Raw genomic sequence first — 13231 nt, 5'->3', positions numbered from 1 at the left:
TCCCGGCGACACGCGGCTCACCAGCATCGACAGTGACCGGGGTAACACTCGGCCCGGCGCCGAGGACAGACTCGGTATCAGGTCGTGGATTCCGGCGGCCGTCCGAGCGCCGCCGGAATCCGGGCACCGACCGTCGGGCGCCCCGCAGACCGGCCTGGTGAAGGAGCGAGAGCGATGAGCACGATGACGAACCGCACCCGCCTGGGACGGAAGACGACGATGGCGGCCGGAGTGGGCGTGGCGGCACTGGCGGCGGCCGGTGCGCTGGCGGCACCGGCCCAGGCCGCACCGGTCCAGGTGGCGCAGATCCCGGCCACCGCCTTCTCGGTGAGCGGGCTGGTGGTCCCGGGCCTGGAGTTCGTCGGCGTCTACGCCGACCAGACCGCCCCCGGCACCGTGGAGATGTCCGCACCGGCGCGCCCGCAGATGTGCTCGGCCAGTGCCGCCGGTGCGCTGGTGGAGCTGGGCTACCTCAACCTGAGTACCGGCAAGGCCGGCGGCACCACCGTCAAGCCGTGCCCGAACTACATGGGTCCGACCCCCGTCAAGGCCCCGATCCATCCCGGAGCCGGTCAGATCGCCATGACCATCCGGGTGATCCCGTCCGGGCTGAGCCCGCGCGCCGGCCAGCCCTCCCTGCCGGGGGCGGCCACCTTCAGCGTGCGCTGAGCGCCGCGGCCGGCCAAGCCGGGCAAGCGGGAGGTGCCGCCGGGTTACGGTGAACGGCGAAGCCGTACCCGGTGAAGGAGAGCTCATGCCCAGGCCCACCCGCGACCCTCGGATCGCCCCGGAGTCCCGCCCCGGCGGGCCGAGCCGCCGCCGCTTCCTCGGAGCCGCCGGCGCCGGCCTGGGTGCGGCCGGTCTGGGAGCATCCGGACTTCTGCGCGGGGCGCCGCCGGCGGCCGCGGCCCCGGCGTCGCGCTGGACGGTGCCGGCACCGGTCCGCGGCTGGCCCGAGGGCTTCCGGTTCGGGGCGGCCGGCTCGGGCTTCCAGGTGGAGGGCAGCAATCCCGATTCGAACTGGCGGCGCTACGTCCGTCGTGAGTCGGCGGCCGGGAAGGTCGATCCGGTGCGCGACTCCGTCGACTTCTTCCACCGGTACCGCGAGGACGTGAAGCTCGCGGCGGGCATGGGGCTCAACGCCTTCCGGCTGGGCATCGAGTGGGCGCGGGTCGAGCCGCGGCGCGGCCGGATCGACCAGGCGGCGCTGGCCTTCTACGACGACGTGATCGACACCGTGGTGGCCCACGGCATGACACCGATGATCACGATGGTGCACTACGTCTATCCGGGGTGGCTGGCCGACCGCGGCGGCTTCGTCAACCCGGCGGCGCTGGGCGACTTCGAGCGCTTCGCCAGGCTGATCACCCGCCGGTACGCCGATCGCTGCTCGATGTGGATCACCTTCAACGAGCCGCTGGTCTTCGTCAATCACGAGCTCGAGATCGGCGAACTCGACCCGGCCGATTCGGCGACCTTCATCGACAACATCGTCCGCGCTCACCGGATCGCCTATCGCCTTGCGCACCAGGCGAATCCGCGGGCCCGCGTGGCCCTGAACGAGGCCTTCCTGCCGGCGGTCACCCCGATCACCGACGGACTGTTCCTCGACCGGGTGACCGAGTACCTCGACTTCATCGGGATCGACTACTACTACACGGCGAGCCTGGACAATCTCACCGCCGCGTACGCCGGAATGGGTGATTTCCCCAGCGTCCGGCCGCAGCCGGACGGGCTCTACCAGGCGCTGCACCACTATCACCGCCGCTATCCGGGCATGCCGCTCTATGTGGTGGAGAACGGCATGCCCACCGACAACGGGCGTCCGCGCGCCGACGGCTACACCCGCGGCCGGTTCATCGAGGACTCGCTGTTCTGGGTGCAGCGAGCACGCGGCGAGGGCATTCCGGTGGTCGGCTACAACCACTGGTCCATCACCGACAACTACGAGTGGGGCAGTTACGACTCGCGCTTCGGGCTCTACCGGGTGGACGTGCTGACTGATCCCGCGCTGACCCGCAGGCCCACCAGCGGCGTCGCCGCCTACCGCCGGGCCGCCGCGTCCGGCGGTCCGCGGCTGAGCTACCGGCCGGCGATCGCCCCCGCCGTCGGTGACCTGTCCCGGATCCCCGAGTCGGTGCTCACCCGTGCCGACGTGAACGGCCCCCGCGCCCGGCTCGTCTGATCCCTCACCCCGCCGGAAGATTCCGCCGATCGGTGCTCGTCCGCGGTCACGGACGGCGGACGCCCGGGCCCTTGACGAGAAGCTCCGTCAAGATTTGTTGACAAACTTCCCTTGTGTCAGTAAAACTTGACAGCATGCACGACGACGAGAAGTTGACATCATCCGACAGCGAGCAGATCGCCGGGGCCGCGGCCAGCGCGGATCCGGCCGTGGGTCTGGCCGCCGTTCGGGCGCTGCGAACCCTCGCCGATCGTCTGGAGGACGTTCAGGTGGGCAATGCCCGGTCGGCCGGCTGGAGCTGGCAGGCCATCGCCGACGTTCTGCAGATCAGCCGGCAGGCCGTGCACCAGAAACATGCGTACCGGGAGACCGAAGCGGCGGGCAGCCGCGGCGGAGGACCGACCGGTACCGACTCGGCCCCTCGGGCCGGAAAGGACGGCAACGATGTTCAGCCGACACAATGACGACCGCATGACCTTCGTCTTCGCCACCCAGGAGGCGGCGGACCTCGGACACCGCGGTCTGGGCGCCGACCATCTCATCCTCGGCATGCTCTGCAACGCCCGCAGTCCCCTCTTCGGGATCCTCGGCGCGCAGGGGCTCACCCTCGAGCAGGCCCGCGAGACGGTCCGCGCCTACCACGAAGAACACACCGACGATCTGGACTCGGCCCGCCAGGCCGGGGCCGCAGGCCGTTACGAGGAAGACCGGGAGGCGCTGCACAGCATCGGCATCGACCTGGACAAGGTTCGTGAGGCCGTGGCCGGGCGCTTCGGCGACGACCTGGCGCAGGGCTGGGGCGAGCGTCCCCGGCGCGGACGCGGCGGGCGCGGTCAGGGGCGCGGGAGTGGCGGACCCGGTGGTTTCGGTGGCCCCGGTGGTTTCGGGCCCGGTTTCGGACCGGGCGGCTTCGTGCCGAGCCGTCAGCCCGGAGACACCGACGGCGACGGCCCGATCGGAACCGACGGTCCCTGGGCGGACGATCCGCGGGCGGACGGTTCTCGGGCGGACGGTTCTTGGGCCGGCGGTCCCTGGTCCGGAGGTCGGGGCCGCCGCGGCCCGCGCGGCCGGGGCGGACGCCTGCAGGCCACCGGCGGAGTGCGGGACGCCATGCGTGCCGCGGCCGGCCTGGCCCGCGAGCACCATGCGCCGGGGCTGAGCCCGGAGTATCTGCTGCTGGGCATCCTCGACAGCGAGGACCCGGCGGCCCGGGCGCTCATCGAGTCGGCGACCACCGTCGACGAGCTGCGCGCCGCGGTCCTGGCGGCCCTGCCGGAGAGCCCGGTCGGCGCCTGAACCGCACCACACGACAGACGGCGAGGCCGTCGCCGAGGATCTCGGCGGTGGCCCCGCCGTCGGCATCGCTCGCGGTGCGGTGCGGTCAGCCGAAGGCGAGTGCGACCGAGGCCGCGATCGACCAGCTGAGCAGCGCCATACCGGTCGAGGCCAGGGCCGGGATCAGCTCCGGTCCGCGGCCGCCGCTCACCACCGGCCGCAGGGCCGCCGCCGCCGGGGCCGCGGCCACCAGCGCCACCAGCACCCACCAGGTGGTCAGTGCCGCCAGCGCCACCGTCAGCAGCAGCGGAAGCACCATCAGCACCGCGAACAGCCGCCGGGTACCGGCATCGCCGAGCCGCACGGCCAGCGTCAGCTTGCCGGTCTCGGCATCGGTGGGGATGTCGCGCAGATTGTTGGTCACCAGCACCCCGGTGGTGAAGCAGCCGACCACCACCGCACTGAAGGCTCCGGCCCCGTCGACGCCGCCGGCGCTGACGAATTCGGTGCCCAGCACCGCGACCAGACCGAAGAAGACGAAGACCGCCACTTCACCGAAACCGGAGTAGCCGTAGGGCTTGCGCCCGCCGGTGTAGAACCACGAGCCGGCCAGGCAGACGGTGCCGACGGCCAGCAGCCACCAGGCGGTCAGTGCCGCCACGGCCACCCCGGCGACCGCGGCCACCCCGAGACAGGTGAAGGCCGCCGCCTTGACCGACGACGGTGACGCCGCCCCCGAGCCGACCAGCCGCATCGGGCCCACCCGGTCGTCGTCGGTGCCGCGGATGCCGTCCGAGTAGTCGTTGGCGAAGTTCACCCCGATCACCAGTGCCAGCGACACCACCATCGCCAGCCCCGCGGGCAGCCAGTCGATGTCGCCGTACCAGGCGGCCGCACCCCAGCCGGCCACCACCGGCGCGATTGCCGTCGGCAGCGTCCGAGGCCGGGCGCCCTCGATCCATTCCGTCACCGTTGCCACGGATCGTCATCTTTCCACCCGGGTGCGGCAGCGCCCCAATCCGCTGCCCGCCGGCACCGGGTCCGCGCGATTTCAGTGTCACTGAGACAGGTGTCAATCGAGGGGTGGATCTTTGCTCTACCAGGTGATTCCGGCACGGCGACGGGCCGATCGCTGTGGTTTTCTGGCCGGGTCGGATCCGGCTCAGCCCCGCCGGTTCCGCGCCGGATCCGAGGTCGTGTCCGGTGCTCGCAGCTTTCGGTGAAAGGCAACCCCGTGACCGGTCGTCATCGTGCCCCCATCTCTTCGTCCCCGCGAGTCTCTTCGTCCACTGATTCTTCGTCCCCGCGCCGGCGGCGCGGCCCGGCCGTCCGCGGTGCGGCCGGGCGACGGCTCGCGGCGGCGGCCGTCTCCTGTGCGGTGTGCCTGGGCGCGGTGGCGCCGATGGCGCTGGCCGACGTCCTGCAGCCGGTCGCCGGCAACGACGCGGGACAGCTCTACACCGCCGTCGACGCCGTCGGTGCCGGGAACGCCGGTGGCTACCTCACCGGTCTGGTCGGCGCCGGCAATCCGGTGGCCGTCGTGATCGTCACCCCCGGCACCGACGACGTCGGCCTGCACCCGCGGGTCGATCCGATCGTCGGCGATGCGGCGGCGGCCTATGTGACGTATCCGGAGTCGTTCTGGCCGATCATCGCCGGCAACACCGATCCGCTGCTCGGCCTGCCCTTCCTGCCGTCGGTGAAGACCTACCAGGAGTCGGCGGCGGTCGGGGCGGCCGCGAACGGGGCCGTGATGATCGCCAACGCCGGCCGGGAGTCCGGCACCTTCGTCTACACCGGCTACTCTCAGGGTGCCGAGGCGCTCGGCGACGCCGCCGAGGCGCAGCGCGCCTCGCTGAGCGACAAGGACTGGATCGTGCTGGTCTCCGACCCGCGGTCCCCGTGGGGAATCAAGGCCACGGCCGACCGGCTCCCGGCGCTGCTGGCCACCCCGCTCATGGGGCTCCTCGGCGTCGAGAACAACGGTGCCCGGGACCCGGGGGCCACCATCGAGTCCGACGGTCAGGACGGCACAGATCCGCACATGGTGTCGGTGATCGTGGTCGGCGACCCGGTCGCGAACACCCAGTGGGTCTGGTACCGGCCGGTGGCCTCGCTGCTGGTGGATCTGGCCGGCTTCGTGGCCATCCACTCGCCCGGCGACGGGCCCTACGGTCAGCTCGACTGCCAGGCGCCCGCCGGGAAACCGCTGTTGGTGACGAACTGCGATGCACCCACCGAATACCAGGCCGGGAACACCACCTATCAGGTGTACGACACCTATCACCCGCTGGCGCTGCTCACCGCGCAGGTCTACGACGCGGTGGGTCTGCCCTACGACGCCGCCGATCTGGCGGACTGGGACGCGGCGGCGGAGGCCTTCTATCCCATGCAGCACCCCACCCCGGGCACGGCGCTGGTCGACGGGGTCACCGAGAAGACCGAACCGGCCGGAGGGTCGCAGACCGGGCCGCAGAACGAGCTGCAGAACGAGCCGGAGACCGCGATCGATGCCGCGGCGAATGCGCTGGTTCAGGCCGGCTCGGCCGGCCGGCACACCGCCGTCGACGAGGACGGCGAGGTACTGGTGCGGTCCCAGTCCGGGTCGGCCCGGCACGGGCAGGCAGGGGAGGGACCGGCAGGGCCCGCGGCCGGGAGCGACACCTCGCCGATCGGCGAGCTCGCCGACGACAGCTCCGGCACCGACAGCTCCGGCACCGACAGCTCCGGCACCGATGGCTCAGCGGCCGGCACCTCGGGCCCCGACATCTCGCTCGCCGACTCAGCCGCCGACGACTCCGGCGCCGCCCGAGAACAGGCGACGCCGGAAGCAGAGTCCGCCGGCTGACCGGCGCAGCGGGTCAGCTCAGCGGGGAACCGTCGTAGAGCACGTCGAAGAACTGCGAGGCCACCAGCTGCTCGCTGTCGCGCTCCTTGCCGAGCGCCTTGCGGTAGGCCAGCACATGCCTCACGCTCAGCGCCGAGTACAGCAGCGGCAGGTGGTCCTTGTGCTGGTCGTAGACGCCCTTGGCGCCCTTGGCGGCCGCGAAGTCGGACTTCGCCCGGCTCGGATGCATCAGGGCATCGCGCAGCACGGCGGCCTTGATCGCCTTCTTCCGGCCGGCCGGGATCACCACCAGACCGTCCGGGGCGAACAGCGCGGTCTCGAACTCCTCGGCGGTGGCCACCGTGCAGCCGGCGGTCGGCCGCGGATTGCACTCGACCATGTGGTGCACGCCGTCCTCGGTGACCAGGTAGTCCATGCTGATCTGGCCGTGCCAGTTCAGTTCCCGGGCGATCTTCTGCACGGCGGCCAGAGACTCGGGGGAGTCGACGGACTCGAAGACCACACCGCCGCGGTCGTCGATGGCCAGCGGATGCTCGTAGCAGGAGTGCAGCACCACCTCGCCGTGATGGACCACGCTCCAGCTGCACCGGTTGGTGCCCACCAGGAACTCCTGGACCAGCCACGGGAACTCCTCGGTCGGCTCGAGGGTGGCGATGGAGGCCTCGGTCGACGCGGCGAGCGGACCGTAGTTGGTGGCGATGTCCAGGCCGCCGCGGCCGAAGGCGGCACGGGCGAACCAGTGATCCCACACCTTGGTGGCGGCGATCAGCTCCTCCTGGCTGGTCGCGGTGATGGTCTCGGCCACCGGCAGCTCCAGCCGGCGGCACAGATCGGCGAAGTGCACCTTGTCGTTGACCACCGTCAGCGCGTCGAGGCTCGCGAAGAACAGATCCACGTCGCGGCCGTCTTGGATCCGGTCGCGATTGGCGGCCAGATAGAAGACCTCCTCGAACATCGGCAGCACCAGATCGATCTTCTCGTCGTCGATGATCGTGATGACGGCGTCGACGAAGCCCTTCGGGTCCTGGGTGGGCGGCGGCGTCACATGCGGGCGGAGGTGCCCTTCGAATGGCTGCCCGGCGCCTGCTTGAAGGTGTCGGTGGCCACGACGTAGTGGTCGCGCTCCTCACCGAGTTTGTGGATCTCGTCGACGGCGAACGGCATGCGGGAGGTCGTGGCCAGAATCCTGTGGGGTGCGCTCATGACCTGCAAAGTACCGATGCCGGCGGGGGTTCGCGAGTTTATCCGCCCGTCCCGCCTCAGCTGGGCACGAATAGACGACGCAGCGCCGCCCGGTCCACTTTTCCGGGCCCGCGCAGCGGCAGCTCGTCCACCACCACCACCCGCCGCGGGGCGGCGTAGCGGTCCAGCTTCAGCCGGACCGCCGCCTGCACCTGCTCGAGACTCGGCGGCGGGCCCGGGCACACCAGAGCGGCGACGATCTGCTCGCCGAGCCGCTCGTCGGGCACCCCGAAGACCGCGCACGCCGACACCCCGGGAACGGTTTCGACGACCGCCTCGACCACCTGCGGCACCACGGTCAGTCCGCCGGTGGAGATGGCCTCGTCGGCGCGGCCGACCACCCGCAGCACCCCGTCGTCGAGCGCGCCGAGGTCGTCGGTGCGGAACCAGCCGGGATCGGCGAAGGCGCGATGTCCGGGCCGGTTGCGGTAGCCGAGGGCGACGGTGGGGCCGCCCAGCTCGATGCGGCCCACCCCGCCGGCGTCGGCGTCGGCCAGCCGCACGCGGGTGCCCGGCAGCGGTCGTCCGTCGTAGACGCAGCCGCCGGCCGTCTCGCTCATGCCGTAGGTGGTGACGATCGGCAGTCCGGCCTCCCGCGCCCGGGCCGCCAGCTCCGGGCCGGTGGCGGCCCCGCCCACCAGGATCGCGTCCAGCGTCGCCAGCGCGGAAGTCGCCCCCGGGTGATCGAGCGCTTTACGCAGTTGCAGCGGGACCAGCGAGGTGTAGCGCCGCGGCGCCTCGAGGGCGTCGATCGCGGCCGGAAGCCGGGCCGGATCGAAGCCGGACGCGAGGTCCATCACCACCGGCGTGTGGCCGGCGGCCAGCGAGCGCAGCAGCACCTGCAGCCCGGCGATGTGATGCGGCGGCAGGGTCAGCAGCCAGCCTCCCGGACCGCCCAGCACCTCGGCGGTGGCCGTCGCCGAGGCGCGCAGCGTCTGCGGGGTGTGCATCGCGCCCTTGGGCACACCGGTGGTGCCGGAGGTGCTGATCACCAGAGAACAGTGCGCGTCGATCGGAGTGCCCGCGCCGAGGGCGTCGGCGAGCAGCCGGGCCTGGGCCGGATCGTCGGCCGGCACCGGCAGGAAGGCGCCGTCCTCGCCGGTGAGCATCGACTCCAACTGCGACCGGGCCCGCAGCACGGCGGGCCCGGTCGGCAGAACGAGTGGATGCAGAACCGGCAGGGTCACTCCTCGTCGGTGGTCGGGCGCGATGTATCGGTGCCGGCGGCGCGCAGCGGCTCGTCGTCGAACGGCCAGCCGGCTCGTTCCAGGGTCTCACGGACCCGGGCGATATCGCTGTTGTGGGGCAGTTCGTCGGTGACCTTGGAGATCTCCACTCCGGCGTCGATCCGGCTGACCGGTTCCTCGACGTCGTCGGGCACCAGCCCGGCCGCGACCTGACGGATCTCCGGCTCGGTGAGTTGACGGCGCAGCAGTGCCAGCAGCGGCACATAGTCCTGGCTGGGCACACCCTGCGGATAGCCGGCGCGCAGCCAGGCGATGATCGCCTGCAGCCGGGACGGTACGTCGCTCATGGGCGCTCAGCCGATGGACGCGGTGTGTTCGAGCGGCCAGCCCGCAGCGGCCAGCCGGCCGGCGACCTGTGCGACCTCGGCGTCGGAGGGCTTGTTCTCGGTGACCTCGGCGACGGCGGCGGCGATGGCCTCCGGGGTGGCCGGCTGATCCACACCGTGCTCGCGGGCCAGGGTGATCACCGCCTCGGTGATCTCCTCCTCGCTCAGCACCGGACTCAGCAGTGCGAACAGCGGCGGGTAGTCCGTGGGCGGAATGCCGTCCGGGTAGCCCTTGCGGATCCAGTTGACGACGTTCTCGAAGACATTGGTGGCCATGGCCCGGGATACCTTCTCTGCTGTGGGGGGAGGGGTCCGACACTGCGCGCGAGGCAGGGACTAGTCGTACGCGAAGTCCGGGAAGATCTTCACGTCGAAGTGGAAGTAGATGGTCTGCCGGGTGATCCACAGGATGCCCAGCAGGATCACGGCGGCGACGATGGCGAAGAGCACGTAGCCGACGGCCTTGAGGGCGGGATTGGGGGCGGTGACGGTGCCGTCCGGGGCCGGCTCGCCGTCACCCTTGGCCACCAGCCGCATGCCGACGGCGAAGAGGGCGGGCAGACCCGCGCCGAGGACCAGGCCGACGGCCAGCACCCGGATGATCGATTCGACGATGTCCATGGTCGATTCCTTTCGTGGTGGGCGGTCAGGCCGAGGCGGCCGGAGTGCCGTCGGAGTGGGCGGGGGCGTCGTCGAGCGACACCGGGATCACCGAGTTGTTCTCCTCGTCCCAGTCGGCGTTGACGTTGGACGCGTCCACCTTGGCCAGCCGCGAGCGCCAGTACATGTAGCCCGAGGCCAGTGCCAGCAGGATGAAGATGACGATCGCGCCGCCGGCGCCACCGATCGAGTTCGCGAGCCAGAAGCAGAGCGCGCCGACCAGTGCGGCGGCCGGGAGCGTGGTGATCCAGGCGACGGCCATCCGGCCCGCCACCGACCAGCGCACCTCGGCGTCCTTCTTGCCCAGGCCGGTGCCGAGGATCGAGCCGGTGGCCACGTGAGTGGTCGACAGCGCCATGCCGGCGGCCGACGAGGTCAGGATGATCGCGGCCGACGAGGCCTCGGCGGCCATGCCCTGCGGGGCCTTGATCTCCACCAGGCCCTTGCCCAGGGTGCGGATGATCCGCCAGCCGCCCAGGTAGGTGCCCAGAGCGATGGCCAGGGCACAGGAGACGATGATCCAGATCGGCAGGCCGTGGCTGACGGTGGAGGCGTCGAGGTGGTTGGTGGCGATCAGCGCCAGCGCGATCACACCCATCGTCTTCTGGGCGTCGCCGGTGCCGTGCGCGAGCGCCACCAGCGAGGCGGTGGCGATCTGACCGGCCCGGAAGCCGCCGTCCTTGCGCTTCTCACTGATGGTCTTGGTGATGGCGTAGATGAGCAGAGTGCCGACCGAGGCGACGACGCAGGCGATCACCGGGGCGAAGAGCGCCGGCACGATGATCTTGCCGAGCACACCGTGCCAGTTGACGCCGGAGCTGCCGAGCGCGGCCAGACCGGAGCCGATCAGCCCGCCGAAGAGGGCGTGCGAGGAGCTCGACGGCAGACCGAACAGCCAGGTGAACAGATTCCACAGGATGGCGCCGATCAGGCCGGCGGAGATGATCGTCAGCGCCGTCGACGAGTCGAGGCCGCCGACCAGTTCGCCCTTGCCGGCGCCGGAGGTCTCCTGGATCTTCAGGACGTCTTTGGTGATTGTGGCGGCCACCTCCACGGAGAGGAAGGCGCCGACCAGGTTCAGGACTGCGGCCAGGCTGACCGCCAGCTTGGGCTTGAGGGCGCCGGTGGCGATGGACGTGGCCATCGCATTACCGGTGTCGTGGAAGCCGTTGGTGAAGTCGAATCCCAGTGCGGTGATGATCAGCAGCACCAGGATCAGCATCTCTGCGCTCATGGCTTAACTATGACGGTTTCCCCGGCTGGGCCGTCAATTTCCGGGCTGATCCTATTCCTACTTGTGACCTGCATGTTTTCCTTCTCGTGAGTGCTGTTCATGCAGTGTTCATCCATACGTTGGGAGAGCGTCGTCATGGGGTCTTTCGCGGGGTCGTCCGGCGGGTGTCCAGAAGGTGAACAGCGGGCCGTCGGAGCTGTGACACGGGCCACGGTGGGGTATCGCTGTGTCCAGTGGCAGAATCGCCCGCATGCCGATGAAACTGGGAATGCCGATCAACTATGCGGGCGACTTCCGCGAGACCATCGAGAACCTGCGCGACTTCGAGGCGGTGGGGGTGGCCCGGGTGACTGTGCCCGAGGCGTACAGCTTCGATGCGGTCTCGCAGCTCGGCTATATCGCCGCGCGGACCGACACCATGGAACTGCAGACCGGCATCCTGCCGATGTACTCACGCACCCCGTCCAACCTGGCGATGACGGCGGCCGGCCTGGACTACATCTCGGGCGGCCGGATGATCCTGGGCATCGGCGCCTCCGGCCCTCAGGTGATCGAGGGCTTCCACGGCGTCAAGTACGACTACCCGCTGGGCCGGGCGCGTGAGCACGCCGACATCTGCCGGATGATCTGGCGTCGCGAGCCCACCGAGTACCGGGGTAAGCACTACTCGCTGCCGCTGACCGAGGAGGACGGCGGCAGTGGCCTGGGCAAGGCGCTGAAGATCATCAACCATCCTGTGCGTGAGCGGATTCCGATGCTGCTGGCGGCGATCGGACCGAAGAACGTGGAGCTGGCCGCCGAGAAGTTCGAGGAGTTCCAGCCGTTCCTGTTCCATCCGGAGCACGTCGCCGCCGCCTTCGGCGATGCGCTGGCCGCCGGGAAGGCCAAGCGTGACCCGGAGCTCGGTGAGCTGAGCATCGTGGTGCAGGCGACGGCGCTGATCACCGAGGACCAGGAGCAGATCGACAACGCGCTGGCCCTGGTGCGGCACCAGGCGGCGCTGTATATCGGCGGGATGGGCGCCCGCGGAAAGAACTTCTACAACACCCTGGTGCAGCGCTACGGCTACGTCGAGGAGGCCAAGCTGATCCAGGATCTGTATCTCGACGGGCGCAAGGCCGAGGCGGCCGCGGCGGTACCGGAGGATCTGATCCGGGCGATGAGCCTGGTGGGGCCACGCAGCGAGGTGGCCGAGCGGGTGGAGGCCTTCCGCGGAGCCGGGGTGGGCGTGATCCTGGGCTCGCCGGCGGCGGCCACGCATGCGCAGCGGGTCGAGGACATGCGGGTGCTGGCCGAGATCATCGGCTGACCGGGGTAGATCGTTCATACCGACCTGCGGCGGCGTCCGGCGGGCCGATCCGTTGCGATCTGGAACGTCGTGGGGGACCGGTAGATTCGTTCGCGTGAGGCAATGCATCTGCGGACACGAGCGGTCCGCACACGAACACTACCGGCGCGGTACCGACTGTGCGCTGTGCACCGGCGGCGGCTGCACCCGCTACCGGCCCGCCACCCCGCTCCGTAGGGCCCTCGCCAGACTGCAGCGCCGGCCCGGCTGACCGCCGCAGGCAGGTGGCACTACCTAAGCGCGAAAACTTTGGCTGCTTAACCGACCCCAGAGGTCGGTTAAGCAGCCAAAGTTTTCGTTCAGGCGCTCAGCAGCAGCGAGGGGATCAGTAGTAGTAGGGGAAGTCGTCCCAATCCGGCTCGCGCCGGAGGGCGCTTGTGCGGGCCAAGTTCGTCTGGCTGCGGCTGCACCCGAGGAAGCTGCGGCCGATGCCATCGCGGATGGACCGGTTCGTCCACCCGGTCTTCAAGCGGGCCCTCTAGAAGAAGGAGCCGCTGCGGATGCTGCGCGTCTGGTACGTACGCTACCCACGCCACTTGGCCCACCAGCTGGTGCGGCTGGACCTCCGGTGGCGGTAGCTGACCCGGGCCTGGTAGTTGCCGTTCAGCGGCTGCCGCGTCGCCTACGAGTTCAAGCGCAAGTTGGACTGGCTGCTGCCTAACTACCCGGTCGTCCAGAAGCGGCCGCTCCGGTGGGCCGACCGCATGTACTGGCTGCTCCGGCAGCTTCCGGCGCTGCGGAAGGACCTCTTCGCGCTCGGCCTAACCCTGCTGAAGGGGATGATGATGACTAGGGGAGCGACGACGACTCGCGGACTTGCTTTTGAAACCGACGAATTGGCTGGAGACCCCAGCCAATTCGTCGGT

General features: G+C 70.5%; 12 protein-coding genes and 1 pseudogene. 6 read left to right on the top strand and 7 right to left on the bottom strand.

Annotation, left to right across the window (positions count from 1 at the left end; all coding sequences use genetic code 11):
* Positions 1-174 precede the first annotated feature (174 nt).
* The 4 genes from ACJMNC_RS12640 (at position 175) to ACJMNC_RS12625 (ending at position 3481) form a co-directional block, all read left to right on the top strand.
* Complete coding sequence (locus tag ACJMNC_RS12640) at positions 175-669, top strand: hypothetical protein (RefSeq protein ID WP_408948307.1); 495 nt, start codon at positions 175-177, stop codon at positions 667-669.
* 85 nt (positions 670-754) lie between these two features.
* Positions 755-2185, top strand: a complete 1431-nt coding sequence (locus ACJMNC_RS12635) for a glycoside hydrolase family 1 protein (protein ID WP_408948306.1) — start codon at positions 755-757, stop codon at positions 2183-2185.
* 134 nt (positions 2186-2319) lie between these two features.
* On the top strand, positions 2320-2649 hold the full coding sequence (locus tag ACJMNC_RS12630; RefSeq protein WP_408948305.1) for a helix-turn-helix domain-containing protein: 330 nt from the start codon (positions 2320-2322) through the stop codon (positions 2647-2649).
* A complete protein-coding gene (locus ACJMNC_RS12625; protein ID WP_408948304.1) occupies positions 2630-3481 on the top strand; it encodes a Clp protease N-terminal domain-containing protein in 852 nt (283 codons plus the stop codon). Before ACJMNC_RS12630 ends, ACJMNC_RS12625 begins: the two co-directional genes overlap by 20 nt.
* 85 nt (positions 3482-3566) lie before the next feature.
* Here the strand turns inward: ACJMNC_RS12625 and ACJMNC_RS12620 are convergent, their stop codons facing one another.
* A complete protein-coding gene (locus ACJMNC_RS12620) occupies positions 3567-4439 on the bottom strand; it encodes a 1,4-dihydroxy-2-naphthoate polyprenyltransferase (protein WP_408948303.1) in 873 nt (290 codons plus the stop codon).
* A gap of 423 nt (positions 4440-4862) precedes the next feature.
* Here ACJMNC_RS12620 and ACJMNC_RS12615 point away from each other — a divergent pair, with 423 nt between their 5' ends.
* Positions 4863-6308 (top strand): hypothetical protein, encoded by a 1446-nt coding sequence (locus ACJMNC_RS12615; protein ID WP_408948302.1) that lies wholly within the window; start codon positions 4863-4865, stop codon positions 6306-6308.
* Positions 6309-6321: 13 nt separating this feature from the next.
* Here the strand turns inward: ACJMNC_RS12615 and ACJMNC_RS12610 are convergent.
* The 6 genes and pseudogenes from ACJMNC_RS12610 to ACJMNC_RS12585 all read right to left on the bottom strand — a co-directional run bounded on the left by ACJMNC_RS12610 (position 6322) and on the right by ACJMNC_RS12585 (position 11017).
* A pseudogene (locus ACJMNC_RS12610) lies at positions 6322-7511 on the bottom strand (ATP-grasp domain-containing protein).
* A 56-nt stretch (positions 7512-7567) separates the two neighbouring features.
* Positions 7568-8731 (bottom strand): o-succinylbenzoate--CoA ligase, encoded by a 1164-nt coding sequence (gene menE / locus ACJMNC_RS12605; RefSeq protein ID WP_408948361.1) that lies wholly within the window; start codon positions 8729-8731, stop codon positions 7568-7570.
* A gap of 2 nt (positions 8732-8733) precedes the next feature.
* Positions 8734-9084, bottom strand: coding sequence for a DUF3349 domain-containing protein (locus tag ACJMNC_RS12600; RefSeq protein WP_408948301.1), 351 nt, complete (start codon positions 9082-9084; stop codon positions 8734-8736).
* Between the two features lie 6 nt (positions 9085-9090).
* Positions 9091-9399, bottom strand: a complete 309-nt coding sequence (locus ACJMNC_RS12595; protein ID WP_408948300.1) for a DUF3349 domain-containing protein — start codon at positions 9397-9399, stop codon at positions 9091-9093.
* Positions 9400-9459: 60 nt separating this feature from the next.
* The gene (locus tag ACJMNC_RS12590; protein ID WP_408948299.1) at positions 9460-9744 is read right to left on the bottom strand and encodes a hypothetical protein; all 285 of its coding nucleotides are present in this window, start codon (positions 9742-9744) and stop codon (positions 9460-9462) included.
* Between the two features lie 25 nt (positions 9745-9769).
* Positions 9770-11017: an anion permease gene (locus tag ACJMNC_RS12585; RefSeq protein ID WP_408948298.1), complete on the bottom strand. Its 1248-nt coding sequence runs from the start codon at positions 11015-11017 to the stop codon at positions 9770-9772.
* A gap of 256 nt (positions 11018-11273) precedes the next feature.
* Here ACJMNC_RS12585 and ACJMNC_RS12580 point away from each other — a divergent pair, with 256 nt between their 5' ends.
* A complete protein-coding gene (locus ACJMNC_RS12580) occupies positions 11274-12326 on the top strand; it encodes an LLM class F420-dependent oxidoreductase (RefSeq protein WP_408948360.1) in 1053 nt (350 codons plus the stop codon).
* Positions 12327-13231 lie beyond the last annotated feature (905 nt).

This window comes from Gordonia sp. VNK21, from assembly GCF_046098115.1.
Classification (GTDB): domain Bacteria; phylum Actinomycetota; class Actinomycetes; order Mycobacteriales; family Mycobacteriaceae; genus Gordonia.
Note: the sequence above shows the minus strand (reverse complement) of the source record. Positions and strands in the feature narration are given on the sequence as shown.

Coding starts and splice junctions, on each gene's coding strand:
- ACJMNC_RS12640 (WP_408948307.1), top strand. CDS start 175: ATGAGCACGATGACGAACCGCACCCGCCTGGGACGGAAGACGACGATG.
- ACJMNC_RS12635 (WP_408948306.1), top strand. CDS start 755: ATGCCCAGGCCCACCCGCGACCCTCGGATCGCCCCGGAGTCCCGCCCC.
- ACJMNC_RS12630 (WP_408948305.1), top strand. CDS start 2,320: ATGCACGACGACGAGAAGTTGACATCATCCGACAGCGAGCAGATCGCC.
- ACJMNC_RS12625 (WP_408948304.1), top strand. CDS start 2,630: ATGTTCAGCCGACACAATGACGACCGCATGACCTTCGTCTTCGCCACC.
- ACJMNC_RS12615 (WP_408948302.1), top strand. CDS start 4,863: ATGGCGCTGGCCGACGTCCTGCAGCCGGTCGCCGGCAACGACGCGGGA.
- ACJMNC_RS12600 (WP_408948301.1), bottom strand. CDS start 9,084: ATGAGCGACGTACCGTCCCGGCTGCAGGCGATCATCGCCTGGCTGCGC.
- ACJMNC_RS12595 (WP_408948300.1), bottom strand. CDS start 9,399: ATGGCCACCAATGTCTTCGAGAACGTCGTCAACTGGATCCGCAAGGGC.
- ACJMNC_RS12590 (WP_408948299.1), bottom strand. CDS start 9,744: ATGGACATCGTCGAATCGATCATCCGGGTGCTGGCCGTCGGCCTGGTC.
- ACJMNC_RS12585 (WP_408948298.1), bottom strand. CDS start 11,017: ATGAGCGCAGAGATGCTGATCCTGGTGCTGCTGATCATCACCGCACTG.
- ACJMNC_RS12580 (WP_408948360.1), top strand. CDS start 11,274: ATGAAACTGGGAATGCCGATCAACTATGCGGGCGACTTCCGCGAGACC.